General features: G+C 62.2%; 20 protein-coding genes. 11 read left to right on the top strand and 9 right to left on the bottom strand.

The genetic code is table 11. From position 1 onward, the window contains the following. The first annotated feature begins 211 nt into the window (after positions 1-211). From M5G17_RS18770 to M5G17_RS18735, 8 genes are read left to right on the top strand one after another with little or no spacing between them, the layout of a single operon-like run. Entirely contained in the window at positions 212-1,414 is a 1,203-nt protein-coding gene (locus M5G17_RS18770; RefSeq protein WP_273894415.1) for a PepSY-associated TM helix domain-containing protein, read from the top strand. Next, complete coding sequence (locus M5G17_RS18765; protein ID WP_273894413.1) at positions 1,411-1,947, top strand: thiamine pyrophosphate-binding protein; 537 nt, start codon at positions 1,411-1,413, stop codon at positions 1,945-1,947. The genes M5G17_RS18770 and M5G17_RS18765 overlap by 4 nt, the downstream gene beginning before the upstream one ends. Beyond that, a complete protein-coding gene (locus M5G17_RS18760; protein ID WP_130266860.1) occupies positions 1,947-2,261 on the top strand; it encodes a hypothetical protein in 315 nt (104 codons plus the stop codon). The genes M5G17_RS18765 and M5G17_RS18760 overlap by 1 nt, the downstream gene beginning before the upstream one ends. Next, a complete protein-coding gene (locus tag M5G17_RS18755) occupies positions 2,258-2,827 on the top strand; it encodes a DUF6162 family protein (protein WP_273894412.1) in 570 nt (189 codons plus the stop codon). The genes M5G17_RS18760 and M5G17_RS18755 overlap by 4 nt, the downstream gene beginning before the upstream one ends. Positions 2,828-2,855: 28 nt before the next feature. Continuing rightward, positions 2,856-3,773, top strand: a complete 918-nt coding sequence (locus M5G17_RS18750) for a metal ABC transporter substrate-binding protein (protein WP_273894411.1) — start codon at positions 2,856-2,858, stop codon at positions 3,771-3,773. Further along, positions 3,770-4,519, top strand: coding sequence for a metal ABC transporter ATP-binding protein (locus M5G17_RS18745; RefSeq protein WP_273894410.1), 750 nt, complete (start codon positions 3,770-3,772; stop codon positions 4,517-4,519). The genes M5G17_RS18750 and M5G17_RS18745 overlap by 4 nt, the downstream gene beginning before the upstream one ends. Then, a complete protein-coding gene (locus tag M5G17_RS18740; protein WP_273894409.1) occupies positions 4,519-5,418 on the top strand; it encodes a metal ABC transporter permease in 900 nt (299 codons plus the stop codon). Before M5G17_RS18745 ends, M5G17_RS18740 begins: the two co-directional genes overlap by 1 nt. Further along, positions 5,415-6,323: a metal ABC transporter solute-binding protein, Zn/Mn family gene (locus tag M5G17_RS18735; protein WP_273894408.1), complete on the top strand. Its 909-nt coding sequence runs from the start codon at positions 5,415-5,417 to the stop codon at positions 6,321-6,323. The genes M5G17_RS18740 and M5G17_RS18735 overlap by 4 nt, the downstream gene beginning before the upstream one ends. 280 nt (positions 6,324-6,603) lie before the next feature. Here the strand turns inward: M5G17_RS18735 and M5G17_RS18730 are convergent, their stop codons facing one another. The 9 genes from M5G17_RS18730 to M5G17_RS18690 form a co-directional block, all read right to left on the bottom strand. Then, positions 6,604-7,683, bottom strand: coding sequence for a DUF1615 domain-containing protein (locus M5G17_RS18730; protein ID WP_273894407.1), 1,080 nt, complete (start codon positions 7,681-7,683; stop codon positions 6,604-6,606). A gap of 60 nt (positions 7,684-7,743) precedes the next feature. Next, positions 7,744-8,055, bottom strand: a complete 312-nt coding sequence (locus M5G17_RS18725) for a hypothetical protein (protein ID WP_273894406.1) — start codon at positions 8,053-8,055, stop codon at positions 7,744-7,746. A gap of 35 nt (positions 8,056-8,090) precedes the next feature. Then, positions 8,091-8,399 (bottom strand): hypothetical protein, encoded by a 309-nt coding sequence (locus M5G17_RS18720; RefSeq protein ID WP_273894405.1) that lies wholly within the window; start codon positions 8,397-8,399, stop codon positions 8,091-8,093. 73 nt (positions 8,400-8,472) lie between these two features. Continuing rightward, positions 8,473-9,024: a hydrolase gene (locus M5G17_RS18715; protein WP_273894404.1), complete on the bottom strand. Its 552-nt coding sequence runs from the start codon at positions 9,022-9,024 to the stop codon at positions 8,473-8,475. A 63-nt stretch (positions 9,025-9,087) separates the two neighbouring features. Then, entirely contained in the window at positions 9,088-9,807 is a 720-nt protein-coding gene (locus M5G17_RS18710) for a thioesterase II family protein (RefSeq protein WP_273894403.1), read from the bottom strand. Between the two features lie 9 nt (positions 9,808-9,816). Then, positions 9,817-10,041 carry an MbtH family protein gene (locus M5G17_RS18705; protein ID WP_038994517.1) on the bottom strand — a complete coding sequence of 75 codons (225 nt, stop codon included), beginning with the start codon at positions 10,039-10,041 and terminating at the stop codon, positions 9,817-9,819. 145 nt (positions 10,042-10,186) lie between these two features. Beyond that, a complete protein-coding gene (locus M5G17_RS18700) occupies positions 10,187-11,545 on the bottom strand; it encodes a vWA domain-containing protein (RefSeq protein WP_273894402.1) in 1,359 nt (452 codons plus the stop codon). Continuing rightward, positions 11,542-11,742: a hypothetical protein gene (locus tag M5G17_RS18695; protein WP_273894401.1), complete on the bottom strand. Its 201-nt coding sequence runs from the start codon at positions 11,740-11,742 to the stop codon at positions 11,542-11,544. The genes M5G17_RS18700 and M5G17_RS18695 overlap by 4 nt, the downstream gene beginning before the upstream one ends. Before the next feature lie 14 nt (positions 11,743-11,756). Beyond that, positions 11,757-13,409 (bottom strand): phospholipase, encoded by a 1,653-nt coding sequence (locus M5G17_RS18690; protein ID WP_273894400.1) that lies wholly within the window; start codon positions 13,407-13,409, stop codon positions 11,757-11,759. Between the two features lie 700 nt (positions 13,410-14,109). On the opposite strand from M5G17_RS18690, the gene makC (M5G17_RS18685) reads away from it, so the two are divergent. The 3 genes from makC (M5G17_RS18685) to makB are packed head-to-tail and all read left to right on the top strand — an operon-like array spanning position 14,110 to position 15,985. Continuing rightward, positions 14,110-14,499 carry an alpha-pore-forming tripartite toxin MakABE regulator gene (gene makC / locus M5G17_RS18685; RefSeq protein ID WP_273894399.1) on the top strand — a complete coding sequence of 130 codons (390 nt, stop codon included), beginning with the start codon at positions 14,110-14,112 and terminating at the stop codon, positions 14,497-14,499. 15 nt (positions 14,500-14,514) lie between these two features. Then, positions 14,515-14,907 (top strand): alpha-pore-forming tripartite toxin MakABE regulator, encoded by a 393-nt coding sequence (makC, locus tag M5G17_RS18680; protein WP_273894398.1) that lies wholly within the window; start codon positions 14,515-14,517, stop codon positions 14,905-14,907. A 1-nt stretch (position 14,908) separates the two neighbouring features. Beyond that, complete coding sequence (gene makB / locus M5G17_RS18675; protein ID WP_273894397.1) at positions 14,909-15,985, top strand: alpha-pore-forming cytotoxin subunit MakB; 1,077 nt, start codon at positions 14,909-14,911, stop codon at positions 15,983-15,985. The last annotated feature ends 12 nt before the right edge of the window (positions 15,986-15,997 follow it).

Below are 15,997 nucleotides of genomic sequence, written 5' to 3'. Positions count from 1 at the left end.
CCAGGGGAACAACGAGCCTGCAGGCCCGGTAGTTCCAGAAAAACGGATGACAGCGCCTGAAAATTAGCCGCGAGCGCGAGTTCGTCACAGGCCTTTGAAACATTTGCTTTCAACTAACCCTGCGGGTTTTACGATTCTCGTTCGTCTTATCTATTGCAGTCCCAAGGCTGAGCATTGGCTCGACCTCAATTTCTCTGAAAAGACACCTGCAATGTCCCAGAAAGCGAAAAAGTCCAAATCCAGGCTGTGGTTCCTGGTGCATAGCTGGCTCGCCCTGCCGATCTGGTTTTTCGTCCTGATCGTCTGCGTGACCGGTACCCTGGCAGTGGTCAGCCAGGAAATCGTCTGGCTGGCCAACCCCGATGTGCGCGCCAGCAAGCCTGATGGCGATGCCGAACGGCTGAGCTTCCAGCAGGTGCTCGATGCGCTGCACAAAGCCGAGCCGGACATGGCCGTGAATTTCATCAGCCAGCCCGATGGCTCGCACTTCGCCCTGACCGCCTCGGTGGTGTTCCCTGACGGCAGCGCGCCAACCCTGTATGTGAACCCCTACACCGGGGCGATCCAGGGCAAGAGCCCGTCGTTCAGTTTCGAGGCCTTCACCCGCGCCCTGCATGGCTGGTGGCTGGTGCCGTTCACCAATGGCTACAGCTGGGGCTGGTACCTGGTGTCGCTGCTCGGCCTGCCGATGCTGGCCTCGCTGGTCACCGGGCTTGTGGTCTATAAACGGTTCTGGAAGGGTTTCTTTAAGCCGACCTTGCGCTTCAACCACGGCGCACGAATTTTCTGGGGCGACTTCCACCGCCTGAGCGGCATCTGGTCGATCTGGTTCATTGCCGTGATTTCCATCACCGGCACCTGGTTCCTGATCCAGGCGATCCTGGGTGACAACCACATCACCATCTCCACTGAACCGGTGGTGCCGGTGATTGCCCGTGAAGACGTGCCACGCACCGAATCGGGTGCACCGGCCCCGCGCATCAGCCTGGATGAGGCCACGCGCATCGCCAAAGAGCAAATCCCGGGCCTTGATGTAAGCTTCGTTTCCCTGCCCGGCAACGCCTATGCCCACGTCTACCTGGGTGGTCGCGGCTGGTACCCGCTGATGTTCCAGACGGTCAACGTCAACCCGTACAACAGCAAGATCGAGGCGCAGTTCCTGATCAATGACCGCTCGACCCTGGAATTCGTCACCGAGTCCATGCGCCCGCTGCACACCGGTGACTTCGGCGGCCTGGCGATCAAGCTGATCTGGGCCTTCTTCGGCCTGGTGTTGTCGATGATGGTCTTGAGCGGCCTGCTGATCTGGACCAAGCGCACGGCCCAGGCCACCGCTGCCGCCCTCAAGCGTGAGCAGCGCCCACGCAAGCAAACCGCCACTGCCACCGATACCGCCACGGAGGCCAGCCTATGAGCAAGGCAGCAGTTGCGCCGCAAAGCCCGTTGAGCCGCTTCTGGCACAAGTGGCGCTTTCACCTGAACATCCTGTTGTTGCTGATTCCGCTCGGCTTCATGCCCAAGTACTTTGCCGATGCCGCACTGTTCCGCGGCGACAGCGGCCTGGGCGAGCGTGAGCTGGGCGAGATCAAGGTCGGCCCATGGAGCGTGCAACTGGCCGAGTTGCGCGATGAGCCGCCACGCGCCGATGGCCCGGCCGGTTACTTCAAGTCCTTCAATCTGGCCCTGTGCCAGGCCTGTATCCCCGAGGTCAAGGCGGCTTACCTGCGCATCGGCAAACCGCGCAGCCTGCGCGCCGCCGGTACGATCTTCTTCGGCACCCCGTACCGCATGGGCACCAGCCTGCCGGTCCCGGTCAAGACCCGCGCGGACGCTGAAATCTGGATCACCCTCGAAGGCTGGGACGGCAGCATGCAACAGGCGGCCATCCCCCTGAGCAAAGCCTCGCCGGCTACCGTAGCCTGGCTGAACAAACAAGGAGGCAAATGATGAAGTTGCGCACGCTGCTCCTGCCGCTATTGCTGCTCGGCGCTGCCGGCCAGGCGCTGGCCCACAACCCGATGTGCGAATGCAAACCGATCGACGGCGGGCAGATCGAATGTACCGGCGGCTTTTCCGATGGCAGCGGCGCGCCGGGGGTGACCCTGGATGTGATCGGCTACGACGAGTCGATCCTGGTGCCGGGCAAGCTGGGGGAAAACTCCAAGCTGACCTTCAAGCGCCCTGAAGGCGAGTTCTACGTGCTGTTCGACGCAGGCCCCGGCCACGTGGTGGAAATCGACCACGCAGATATCGAACCATGAGCCGGGTCCAGGTGGTGCGCCCGGCCGGCGCCGGGCATGAAACCCTGTACGTGCTGCTGGTCAGCCTGCTGATCCTGGCGCTGGCCGCCGGCATCGTCGCCCTGCGCGGCGAACGCCATGACGAGGTCAGCTTCGAGGCCCATCAACTGGATGCCCGCCGCGACCTCAATGCGGCCGAGCAAGGGGTGTATGCCGACTTGCGGGTGGCCTTCGACGAGATCCAGGCGCGCCGCGAAGAGGAACCGCAACTGCTGGCCGTCGAGGTCCTGGCCGAAGAAGGTTTCCCGCCCTTCGTCGCCGATGCCAGCGCCGCCAGCCGCGGCCAGCACCAGTGGCAACTGCTGCCACAGCAGGCCTACCTTGGCCTGAGCCAGGCCAGCACAGTGGCCGGCAGCTTTCTGCTGCTGGTGCCCCAGGCCCATGACGGCGCCGCCGATGTCTGGCTGCAGCGCAGCCCGAGCGCCAGCGTACCGGCTGAGCTCAGCCAGGCCGCTTTGATCGCCGCTGGCTGGCAACAGATCGCCGCCCACTACGACGCCGGCGTCCCCCGCCAGCATCGCCACTGACACACCGCCACTGACACAAGGACGCCCCATGTTTCGCGCTACCCTCGCCCGTCGCCTTCTGACTGTGTTGCTCGCCTGTGCCCTGCCCGCGCTGGCCCTGGCCGAGAATGGCAAGCCGCTACGCATAGGCATCACCCTGCACCCGTACTACAGCTACGTGAGCAATATCGTCGGTGACAAGGCCGAGGTGGTGCCGCTGATTCCGGCAGGCTTCAACCCTCATGCCTACGAGCCACGGGCCGAGGACATCAAGCGCATTGGCACCCTGGACGTGATCGTCCTCAACGGCGTAGGCCATGACGACTTTGCCGACCGCATGATCGCCGCCAGCGAGAAGCCAAACATCGCCACCATCGAATCCAACAGCAACGTTCCGCTGCTGGCCGCCACCGGCGTGGCTGCGCGCGGTGCCGGCAAGGTGGTCAACCCGCACACCTTCCTGTCGATCAGCGCCAGCATTGCCCAGGTCAACAACATCGCCCGTGAGCTGGGCAAGCTCGACCCGGACAACGCCAAGTACTACAGCCAGAACGCCCGCGCCTACGCCAAGCGTCTGCGCAAGCTGCGCGCCGAGGCCCTGGCCCAGGTCACCGAAGCGCCGGGCGCCGAGTTTCGCGTGGCGACCATTCACGCCGCCTACGACTACCTGGTGCGCGAGTTCGGCCTGGAAGTCACCGCCGTGGTCGAGCCGGCCCACGGCATCGAGCCGAGCCCGAGCCAGCTGAAGAAGACCATCGACCAGCTCAAGGCGCTGGACGTCAAAGTGATCTTCTCGGAAATGGACTTCCCCTCGGCCTATGTCGAAACCATCCAGCGTGAGTCGGGAGTGAAAATCTACCCGCTGACGCACATCTCCTACGGCGACTACAGCAAGGAAAAGTACGAGGTCGAAATGAAGCGCAACCTCGACACTGTAGTGCGAGCGATCAAGGAGTCCCAGGCATGACCATGGCCCAAGCACTGATCAGCCCTGCCTGCGGGCCGCAGATTACCTTCAGCGAAGTGGACCTGACCCTGGGTCGTACGCGGATCCTTGACCAGGTCAGTTTCACAGTCGCCGCCGGCAGCGTGCATGCGCTGGTCGGGCCCAACGGCGGCGGCAAGAGTTCGCTGATCAAGACCCTGCTCGGGCAAATGCCGCACCAAGGCCAGTTGACCCTGAGCTGGCCGGGTGATGAACAGGTGATTGGCTACGTGCCCCAGGCCCTGGAATTTGACCGTGGCCTGCCGATGACGGTGGACGATTTCATGGCTGCCATGTGCCAGCGCCGGCCGGCGTTCCTCGGCCTGTCGCGCAAGGTTGCGCCGGCAATTGACGCAGCGCTTGAGCGGGTCGGCATGCTCGACAAGCGCAAGCGGCGCATGGGCGCCCTCTCTGGTGGCGAGCGCCAGCGCGTGCTGCTGGCCCAGGGGCTGATCCCGGCGCCGCAGTTGCTGGTACTCGATGAACCGATGTCGGCACTGGACGAGGCCGGCATCCAGGTGTTCGAGCGCCTGCTGCACGATTGGCGCGCCGCCGGCACCACGGTGCTGTGGATCGAGCATGACCTGCAAGCGGTCGCCCGCCTGGCCGACCAGGTCACCGGCCTGAGCCGCCGGGTGTTGTTCGACGCCCCGCCGAAACAGGCGCTGACCCCGGACCGTCTGCTCAGCCTGTTCTCCATTCACCCGCGCAGCGAGAGCGTCGCCTGATGAACTACGAAGAGTTTCGCCTGCTGATCCAGAGCTGGGCCACCGCGGGTTACCTGCCCGAAGCCCTGGCCTACGGCTTTGTGGTCAATGCCCTGCTCGCCGGCCTGATGATCGGCCCGGTGCTCGGCGGCCTCGGCACCCTGGTGGTGGTCAAGCGCTTTGCCTTCTTCTCCGAAGCGGTCGGCCATGCCGCGCTCACCGGCGTTGCCATCGGCATTCTGCTCGGCGAACCCTACACCGGCCCATACGGCAGCCTGTTTGGCTACTGCCTGTTGTTCGGCATCCTGCTGAACTTTTTGCGTAACCGCACCGGCCTGTCGCCCGACACCCTGATCGGCGTGTTCCTCTCGGTGTCCCTGGCCCTGGGCGCCAGCCTGCTGCTGATGCTGGCAGGCAAGATCAACGTGCACATCCTCGAGAACGTGCTGTTCGGCTCAGTGCTGACCGTCAGCGGCCAGGACCTGCTGGTGCTGGGCATCGTCGGCAGCTTGGTGCTGGCCCTGGCCCTGCCGCTGTACAACCGCATCATGCTGGCCAGTTTCAACCCACAGCTGGCGGCGGTGCGTGGGGTGGCGGTGAAAAGCCTGGACTATCTGTTCGTGGTGCTGGTGACTCTGGTGACGGTGGCGGCGGTTAAAGTCATCGGCGCGATCCTGGTCGGCGCCCTGCTGGTGATTCCGGCAGCGGCGGCACGCTTGATCAGCCAGTCGCTCAAGGGTTTTTTCTGGGCCTCGGTACTGATCGCCACCGTGAGCACACTGGTTGGGATTCTGCTGCCGATCGTGTTCGATCTGCCCGTGCCTTCGGGCGCGGCGATCATCCTCGTCGCCGGCTGCTGCTTCGCCCTCGCCGCCCTCGCCCGCGGCCTTGTTCCACGCCTGCAAGGAAACCCGGCATGACCTTCAAACTCCAGCACCTGTGCCTGGCCCTGGCGCTCGCCGGGCTGCCAATCCTGAGCCAGGCCCAGACGCCTGCGACAGCAGCGGCCAAGGTCACCGTACTGGCCTCGCTGCCGGTGACCAACACCCTGGCCAGCGCCCTGCTCGACGGCACCTCGGTGCAGCTGCAGCGCGCAGCTCCGGCGAACATTCCGGCGTCGCGCCAGCCGTCGTACTTCAGTGGCCGTGGCGGTGCGAGCCTGCAGAAAGCGGCGAACGGGGCTGACGCTGTGATTGGCCTGCGTTCGATCTGGAGCGACGATCCGCTCTACCCGGTGGCTCGGCGCAGTAATATCCGCATCATCGAGATCGATGCCGCGCGGCCTGTGGACGGCGCCCTGCCGGGCATCGCCGTGCAGGGCAACAACGGCTTCGCCGGCTACCCGTGGCTCAACCCGACCAACCTTGGGCGCATGGCCGATGTCCTGGCCAATGACCTGGGGCGCCTGAGCCCGGCGGACCAGGCGAAGATCCAGAGCAACCTGGCCAGCCTCAAGCGCCAGTTGCTTGAGCTCAGCGCCAGCAGCGAAGCGCGCCTGGCCGAGGCGGACAACCTGAGCGTGGTCAACCTGTCGGAGCGCCTGGACTATCTGGTCAGCGGCCTGAACCTGGACTTGATCGATCATCCTCAGGTGGCGGATGACCAATGGGATGCGGCAGCGCTCAAGCGTCTGGGCGATGAGCTCAAAGGCCAGGACGTGGCGCTGGTGCTGCATCACAAGCAGCCGAGCAAGGACGTGGCTGAAGTGATTGCCGCCTCGGGGGCCAAGCTGCTGGTGGTGGAGACCGATGCCCAGGATTCACTGGCGGGGTTGAAGGCCAGTGTTGAGCAGGTGGTCGGGGCGTTGGTGGCGGGCAACAGCTGATCGGCTATTTTGGGGCTGCTTTGCAGCCCATCGTCGGCAAGCCAACTCCCACAGGTTTTGCAGTGCTCTCAGGATGGATGCAGGTCTTGTGGGAGCTGGCTTGCCAGCGATGGGCATAGGTATCTACACATCTCTAGCGAGTCAGCCTATTGGCTCTTGATATGCGTGCTTATCCAGTTGATGTGGATATGCACACATGCGCAGGCCAACCCTGAGCCCTCTTCATAGATCAGGATTAGAGATGTGTAGATACCAATGCAGCGATGGGCTCACCACCGATTCAACGTTTCATGCAACGCTGATAACGCTCATCCACCCGCTTGGCAAACCAGGCCGTGGTCAGTTTGCGGGTGATCTTCGGGCTTTTCAGTTCGATCCCCGGCAGCTGCGCCCGTGGCACCGCCCTGCCCGCCGCACCATCGGCCAGGGCGAAAACCCCCTTGTACAGGCGGGAGTCTTCGAACGCCAGGCTGTCGCCCTGCTCCAGCTGATTGCGGATGCTCAGATTGCGCAAGTCCAGCTTCACCCCCAAGCGCCGGGCAGCACGCTCGGTGCTGCCTGGCATGATCGCCCCCGGCGCGATCAGGTCGCCGTCCAGCGCCAGCGTCACACCACTGGCCCGGCTCAAGGCGCTCTGGAACGCCGCGTTGCGGCTGGCGTACCAGCCAGCATTGAAGTCGCCAAAGCGATAGAGCTGGCGATCATAGTGAGTGGGATATCCGAGCAAATGCGCAATACCGAAGTACATGCCGCCACGACGGCTGAAGACTTCCTGGCGAATGGTCCCGGCATAGGTGTAGGGATAGCCCTGGGCATGCTGCTCGGCAAAGTCGATGCTGACCTGCATCGGCCCGCCGGTACGCACCGGGTTGAAGCCGCCAAGCAGGGTCTTGCCCATGGGCAAGGCGCCGATCAGCTCGTCAAACAGCTCGCTGAGCTGCTTTTCGCTGCGTACCGCCTCCAGGCGCTGGCCGTAGGTCTTGCCGGTCGGCGAGCGGGTTTGCAGGGTGGCGTCGATCAACAGCTTGGGGATATGCAGGCTGGCGGCGCGGCGGTCGATCTCTTGCCGGGCAATGCGGCCCAGGCCCGGCACCTTTGGGTCAGCCTGGAAGGTTGACTCCTGTTCAGTGACCGCCAGCACCGCGCACAGGTTGCTCTTGCTGGGGTTGATCTGCTGCGCGGCGAAGGCACTCTGGATATCCCGCGCCCAGCCTTCACGGTCGTTGGCACTGGCTGGCAGCAGGCGCACGATTAGCGCGCGCACTTTGGCCGGGGCTTGTTCAGGGGCTTCGCTTTGGGTGGCACAGCCCTGAACTGCCAGCAGCACGCTGACCACAACCAGCCAACCGGGTACTTGCATGGGTTCTCCCGCCGCATCTGGCAATTGCTGCACAGTAACGGCGGCGGGACGCAACTGCAATCAGCAGCCTGGTTTGCTCAGTTGCGTGCCAATAGTCACGGCAGTGATGGCCGCCGCTTTGAAGCTCTGCAGAGCGACCGGGTCGAAGCTGCGCTCGCAGTTGAATTTGGTTTCCATGACAAAGTCTTCGCCCTTGTGCTTCTTCATCTCGTCCGCCCATTGGTTCGAGGCGGCGATGGCCGCGTCATCGGTGAGCATGATTTCGGCCAGGACCTGGGTAAAGCCAATCGCCCGCGGCCCTTCCCACAGGGCATACACCGATGGATCGGCGGCGTTGCCACACATTTCCAGGCAATCGGCATAGAATTCCAACGGGCCGCCGGTGGACTCATGCAGAGCAGCGACGGTCAGCGGTTGCTTGGTGGCCGGGGCGAAGTCGCCGATGAACGAGTGCAGGTGGGCGACAGTTGCAGGCGCAGCTCGTTGATGCTGCCGCCGGCTGCGTCGGCGGTGATTTCGCAGCCCTGCACCTTGTAGGTGTGCTTGTCACCGAAGCTGGTACGGGCGACGCCGGCGACCGATTCGAAGTACTTGAGGTTGCTGCCGAGCATTTCACCATTGAAGACCCGGGCGACCGTGGCCTGAGCCTGGGCGAACAGCGGCAGGCAGGCCAGGGCAAGGGCCGAGCCGATCGTCAGCAGTGCACGCGGTTTCATCTGAACATCCTGTAAGCAATGAGGTGGCGCGCACTGTAATGCAGCATCGCAGGCAACACCACTGCTCGTGCGCCTATGGCTGCTCGCCGACCATGTAGGTTTTGCTGATGTGGCGAAATTGCGCGTGGGCACTGCTGCCCATCAGCTCGAACACCACCATCTCACGGGTGACGATCTGCGCCCCGGCCCCACGCATGCGGGCAATGCCAGCCTCACGGTTGTGGGCACCGCGACAGTCGCAGGCATCCTCGACCACAAACACCTGCTTGCCCAGCTCAAGCAGGCCGAGCACGGTTTGCAGTACGCAGATATGGGTTTCCATGCCGCAGACGATCACCTGCTCGCGCGCCAGCAAGGACGCCGGCAGGCACTCGGCCGCCACACAGGAAAAATGCAGCTTCTCCACCACCAGGGCAGCCGGCGAGGCCTCCTTGAGCTGCGCCACGGTCGGCCCCAGGCCCTTGGGGTACTGCTCGGAAAACACCGTCGGCAGGCCCAGGGTGGCGGTCGCCGCCAACAGCCAGCGAGTACGCGCCAGGGTGCCGGCCGGGTCGCTTACCGCGCCAATGAGTTTTTCCTGAACATCGATGACCAGCAAGCTGGCCTGGGTCGGCTGGATCAACATCGCGAGCACCTTGGTGATGGGTAAACACCAAGGCTCGTTCATTAACCGTCGCCGCGTCAATGTTCAAGCCGACAGGCGATGGGGCTCAAGGGCGGCGCTGAGGACACCCAGCACGCGCTCTTCATGCTCATGGATGAAGAAGTGACCACCGGGGAAAATCTCCAGCGAGAAGTCGCCGACACTCTCCTGCCGCCAGGCCAGCAACTGCGCCTGGCTGGCCTTGTCGTCTTCCCCGCCCAATACATGCACGGGGCACTGCAGGGGCGGACGCTGACGGTAGACATAGCGCCCACACAGCAGAAAGTCGGCGCGCAGCACCGGCAAGGTCAGGCTCATCAGCTCCTGGTTGGCCAGCACTTCTTCCGGCGTACCCTGCAATGTGCGCAACTCGTCGATCAATACCCCATCGCTCTTGGGTTCACGCCAGTTGCCGCCGTCATAGTCTTCGCGCCGGGTTGGTGCAGCCGTGCCACTGGCAAACAGCGCCACAGGTGGCGGGCAACCTAGGGCCTGTAGCTCATGGGCCAGTTCGAAGGCCAGCAAGGCGCCCAGGCTGTGCCCGAGCAAGGCGTAGGGTTGGCTGGCCGCCAGGCGCTGCTCGCTGGCAAGCTGGCGGGCCAGCACCTGCATGTCGGTCAACAGCGGCTCGCCCAGGCGCGCCCCACGTCCGGGCAATTCCACCGGGCGCAGGTTCAGCCAGGCCGGCAGCTTGCGCCGCCAGCGGCTGTAGACCATGGCACTGGCACCAGAATACGGCAGGCACAGCAAGGTCAATGCAGACACGCGCGCCCCTTACTGTGCCGCAGCGGTTTCGGCCATTTTCTGGCGCAGGCTCAAGGGACGCATATCGGTCCAGACTTCATCGATGTACGCCAGGCACTCTTTCTTCAGGCCGCTTTTGCCAACCGTGCGCCAGCCCGCCGGGATGGCCTTGTAGTCAGGCCAGATGGAATACTGCTCTTCGTGGTTGACCACTACCTGGAACACGATGTCTTCACGGTCGAATACGGATGTCATTGCCTGTCTCCTGGATTGATTGGGCCCGTCGCGCCAGTGGCGTACGGTTGCTTTCTAGAGAACGAGCGAGGGGCGCAACAAATTAGTCCGCACTGTCCTGCAACCGACCCGCCATTGCCAGGCCGGTTGCAGAGCAGCGTCATGCTCACAAACGCTGGTCGCTCACCAGCACGCTGACCAGACCACAGCGCTGGAACGGCCCCGATGCCTGGCTTTCGCCGCTGACCACCACCTGCACGCTGTACGACCCCGCGACCGGTGTGTCGAGTTGTACGCCGAACTGATGGGTTGCCGCGTTGAAGTGCACAACGCTCTGTTGATGGGCGAGAATATCCAGCTCCGGCAACAAGGCCTGACGCAGGGCCGCCAGCCTGGCCATGGGCTGCGAAATCCCACGGGCCAGATCAAGTGCGTGCGGCTGCACAGAGCCCAGCTGATCGTCGTACTTTTGCAGCGCGTCGGCGATGCTGATTGTCGGTCGCTGCACGATCGCGTACCCGCGCACATTACTCAACACTTCGCCCCCCGCATCCAGGTGCACCTTCAACGGCAATGGCTGGCGAACCCGGTGCAACGAAGGTAGCTCGACGCTCAATTGCAGGCTGGCGGCATTGCTGCGTGCCGACGACCGATACTGCAACGCCCCGCCGGTACAGTTGATGGCCTGCCCGCTGCCGGCGAACTCAAGCTGGATGTACCACTGCCCAGGCGCCGGGTTATCGACGTTGTAGATGACAAAACCGTCGCCGATGATGGTCGGGTTCAGCGCACTGGTGTTGCCTGTGGGATCGACCAGGGTGACCGACAGCTGGTTACCCGATGGGCTGCCCCGGGTGTAACTCACCTCGGTATTGGACCACACCGCAGAAATCTGCGCGCCACCTGGCCCCTGGGAAACCACTGCGGGGATCAACTGGTAGTCGTTCAGCGGAATATCGATGAGCTGATTGGCCAGCAGCGCTGCCGACGCCGTGGTGGCGCGGATGGTGTTGTAGACCTTCATCATGTCGGCGGCGCGCGGTGCAAAAAAGTAAGTGCCACCCGTGCGCCGAGCGATCTCCAGAAGCAGATCCTGATCCGATAGCTGGCCCATGGCACATGTCATGATCCGGTACTTGGGCAAGACATCCAGCGGCAGCGGCCCGTCGTTCTGGAACCCGTCGGTCAGCAGCACGCCAGCACGCGGTTCGCTGGCGTTATCAAGAAAGCTGCGACTCTGCTGCAGGCCGCGGCCAATGGCGGTGGAATTGCCATCGAAGCTGAGGCCGCCGACCGCTACCGCCGCATTGGCGGTCACGCTCAACGCCGGATCGACCGTGGCCAGGCCGCCGTTATCGGCGTAGACATTGCGCGCGTTGCTGTCATAAGCCACCACCGCCAGCTTGTCTCCGGGCTTGAGCAGGCGCAAGAACGCTTTGGTATCGATCACCGTCTGCGCCACATAGCCATAGGTGCTCATGCTGGCCGAGGTATCGACGATTGGCACGACTGAAACAGTGCTCATGCTGAATGCTCCCTGCTCAAGTCCGAATGATCGACCCGCACTGCCAGGCGCCCAGCGGTGCTGGCAGGATGAAACAGCGCATTGCCCTGGTCGTCGACCTTGGCGCGTGCCACCGGCAGGCCATCGGACAAAAGCTCCAGGACCATACCCTTGGCTGAATCACCCGAGGCCAGGTTTACCGTGATGGTGATAGACATGCTGGGACTCCTTGTCAGTTCTGCTGGTCGATGAACGAGGTTTGTGTACTGCCCAGGCTGCCGACCAGGGCTGGCGCGCTGCCACGGAACTGGCGGAAGATGTTGCGCCCGGTGGATTTGCCCGTAGCGTCGAGGGGCACGTTGAGGGTCGGGTGGTAGCTGCCCTCGAGGGTGACGTAGCTCGACCAGGGCCCGGTGTACGACTCGTTCAGGCCATTGGTGAAGCTGAAGGCGTAACGCACCGCCTGGCCATCCACCCAGTTCGGTGGGCTCGGCTTATGGCTTTGCCAGCCACTGGCCTGGATCGTTGGCGCTTGTAGCGGTGGGTTGAGGTAACCGGCAGGCGGTTTGGGGTCGTAGTCCTTTTTCAGCAAGGCCAGGGTGGTGCTGCCCCACCAGTTGTCAGTCCAGTTGCGATCATTGAGGTTGTTGATGTCCTGGCGGCGCAGCACGGTATTGTTCTGCGCGACGAACAGGGCCGAATAGTTGACGTTGCTCAAGTGGTTTTGCAGTTGCTTGAGATCGGGTAACCAGAGCAAGGCTTCAAACGCCTCCTCAGACGGCACGGTGCCATCGCTAAAGCTCTGGAACACTTCGTCCACCGACGTCTGCACCACGGCATTGACATGGTTGCGGTTGGCTACGTCCACAGTGTCGAAATAGCGCTTGTCGCCATAGGCATGCCAGCTTTCATCCATGGCATTGAACACGTTGAGGCCGAACTTGCAGTCTTCATCATGCATGTAGCGCGACAGCAGCGAACCGACGTCGCTGGGGGTAACCGTTTCGTACAACTGCTTGCGCGGCGTGCGCAGGTGGCCTCCGGAGAACAGGTCGGAGAGGAAGTGGTCGGCGAACGCGTTCATCGCATAGGCCAGTTCCAGGTCCTTGCGCTGCCCGCTGCGGTGCGCCTTGGCCGCCTGCTGCAGCGCCACAGCGTGACCGGCCTTGTAAGCGGCCACCGCCCAGGTGCCAAAATGGTCCCAGTTGGTCGCCGCCAGTTTCAGGTAGCGGCCCAACGGCACCCACGGGGTAAAAATACTGCCACCACCGGTGATGCGGTTCCACTTGGCTGACAGCTCATCACCGAGCTTGTCGTAGGCTTCATGCGGTTGCACACCGTTGTTGATCGCCTGGTTGGCCGCTTGGATTTCTTCCTGCATCACTGCCAGGATCTTCTCGGCTTCGCTCTTGGAGGCCGGCAAGCTGGCCAACGAGTTGAAGGCGGCGGTAAAGCGCTGCATGCGCTCGCTGACAGTGCCACCGTCGGAGATCGGCCGGTCCGGATCGCCGTAGAAGTCACCGCCCAGGGCGACGATCTGGCCATAGGTCAGGGCCAGGCCGTTCGGCAGGTCCAGCTCCACTTCCCAGGCCGGGGTACCACTGTCGCTGCCAGAAAAGTACAGCGTTGCACTGTCGCCAATAGCCGTGTGCTCACCGCCTTCGAATCGCTCGCGTGGCACGCTGTCACTGGCCATCGCCAACTGCGGTGGCGGGTTGACCATCTGGTGGTATTTGAGCGTGTGCTCACCCAGGGCAACCAGTTCCAGCACCGCCCCATCGCCGGGAATGGCGATGCCCTCTTCACTGAACAAACGGTCCAGACGCTCGTAGATCCTGCCGCCAGAAGCAGTACCAGGGTCCGTTGGCTTATTGGCTTCGGTCATTTCCAGTCTCCATTTTGACTGTGATCAAGCCCGGGCACACGCAACCGACAGCAGCAGACAGTGCACCGGATTACAAAGGCAAGTGTTCAACGCATCAGCACGCGCAGCTCAGGGCGCGCCGCAGGCAACCAGCAAGTATCGAGGCGAAGGGAACAGGCAGGATGGGCGCCGAGCGACGCAGCATAGACGTGAAACATCCGTGAATCCGGACATGACAGTGCCTCCATGGCAGAGCAGCACAGTGATGTGCTGCCAGTGGATGTTAGCCACGGTAAAAACGCTGTCAATTGCCCTGGGTGACAAATGGCCACCACTCGTCGGCGAGTACGCTAACAAAACCCTCGCGCGCGCTCACGCGTACTGTAAGCTGACAACTTATATAATTAATCACTCGACCTGATATTCACCTCTCAGTGCCAATAAAAGTGCGACCTCCCAAGGTCATTTTATTTCGACTTGCTATATGAGACGCCTTTCATCCGCCACCAACCATCTTCAAAATATAAATACAAAACTTTGATATAAAACAAAATTATCGAACAATTATTTCACCCTGCACTTGTTCACCTGTTCGAACTCAACCCCCTCGAATTGCCCAAACCTCTAATGATCTGCCTTTTCTTCTTTTTCCTATTTGCGCATATCAAGACGCCTGCTTAACTGGGACTCACTTGGTAACTTTTCATCGCTAGGGACAGTTATGAAAACCATTTACGTGCTGGTGGTTGTCGATACTGCAGGCGCCCTCGCCAGTCGATCCGCCATCGACAACGCCTACCTCGTCGACACCAATGGCTTTCTAGGTTCCTGGCAGGAAGGCACTCCGGTGCTGCATACCGTCTGCGAGGACGGTGACCTGGTGTGCTGGACAGTCATTCCCATCGCCAGCACTGGCGATGTCTCGATAGCAGGGTTTTCCGGGGCAATGCTTGAGCAGGGGGTCTGCAGACCCACGTTGCAATCCAGCGACGGCAACCCGTGGCTCGCTAGAGTGGAGTCCAGAGGGCAGTTCGTTGCCTTTTCCTATGTGCTGACCCTGGCTGTTGGCGGGGTGCAGTTATCTCTTAATGCGCAAATCAAAGTGATATGAACCAGGGAGGTTCCCATGAGCCAGATTGACGTACTTATTGTCGTGGATGCAGAAGGTGCTTTGGCGTCGAAAGATCTCGGCAGCAACGTTTACCTGATCGATACCAATAAACATGTGGGGTCCGGCAGCGAGGGCCAGGCCGAGCTCAAGACGGTGTGCAAGGATGGTCAGGTCATCAACTGGCGGGTAGCCGCAGTCTCGCCTTCGAGCGACGTGAGCATCACACAGTTTACCGGACAGATGATCAACGACAGGTTCTGCATTCCCAGCCAGGTCACTACCCCTGATGGCATTTACTGGCAAGGGCGCGTCGAGGCGCAGGGCGCCACGGGCAGTCAGCAGTACTCGGTGGAGCTCAGCCTGGATGGCCAGGCCATGAGTTTCGACCCGTTCCTGGAGATCAGCTGACATGTTGAGCCCCTCCGTCAATACGACATTGAACCTATTGACCCTCTCCCTCAACGAAGTGACGCAACTGGACAGCTATGCGCACACCACCGGTAACCTGTTGGTGGGTAAATTGCCCAAGGATCCCGCTTGGCTGGCCAGTGTTCGAAGCCGGGTAAGCATGCTGGGCAGCGCAGGCGCGAGCTGGATCGAGGACAAGCCACAGATCTGGGCCAATGTCCTGCTGCAGTTTTGCAATTACAGCTCGGCCATCGCCGGCCTGGCCAACATGCAGTGCTCGCCCGGCATACGCACCAACGATCAATGGGTGGAGCTGCTACGTTCAGTGTTGCTCAGCCAGCTGGACAGTGCCATTGCCGCCACCGATGTCGCCACCCAGGCACTGGCAAGCCACCGCCAGGCATTCAGTAACATCCAGCCGCTGCTTGAACAGAGCATCAATGCCGGCTGGGCGGAACTTGCCAGCGAAGAGAAACAGATGGTCAAGATCGCGGCCGAGCTGCAACGCCTGCAAGACCTGGTCAGTTCGCTGCAGGACGCCCTTACCACGGCGGATATCAGCACCGGCCAGAGTGTGACCAGCACCACCGTTACCATGCTTTACAACGTTGCCACCGAAGCGGGTGGCAGCTTCTCGTTCCTCGGCATGGCGGTGTCGGCCATTACCGTCGGAAAGTTCTACTACGACATCATCAGCAAGAATGCCGAAGTGGCCGATACCTTGCGCTCCATCGCCACCCTGCAAGTTCAGGCAACCGAAGAAGCCCAGGCAGCGGCAGGCAGCAAAATGGTCCTGCAACTGCTCTACAGCCTTGAACTGACCTTTGCCTCGATGGGCAATAGCCTTCCACAGATTTCGACCCTGTGGAGAAACGAGCGCGCAAAAGTGCAGATGGTCATCGACGCGCTCAAGGCAGGGGCCGATGCCAGCAACTACTTCGACCTCCTAACCTTGCCAACCGCCAATGCCAACTGGCACAGCATTGCCGGCTTCGCCCGCGCCATCCCGGCCCTGACCGGGGCTGCAGGACCACCGGTAACCCTTAACCCCCAAGCCCCGATTGCCAACGTTGCATAACTCGCCCAATCA

It is taken from the genome of Pseudomonas rubra (assembly GCF_028656935.1).
Taxonomy (GTDB): Bacteria; Pseudomonadota; Gammaproteobacteria; order Pseudomonadales; family Pseudomonadaceae; genus Aquipseudomonas; species Aquipseudomonas rubra.
The sequence above is the reverse complement of the archived record's forward strand: the minus strand, read 5'-3'. Positions and strand labels throughout refer to the sequence as shown.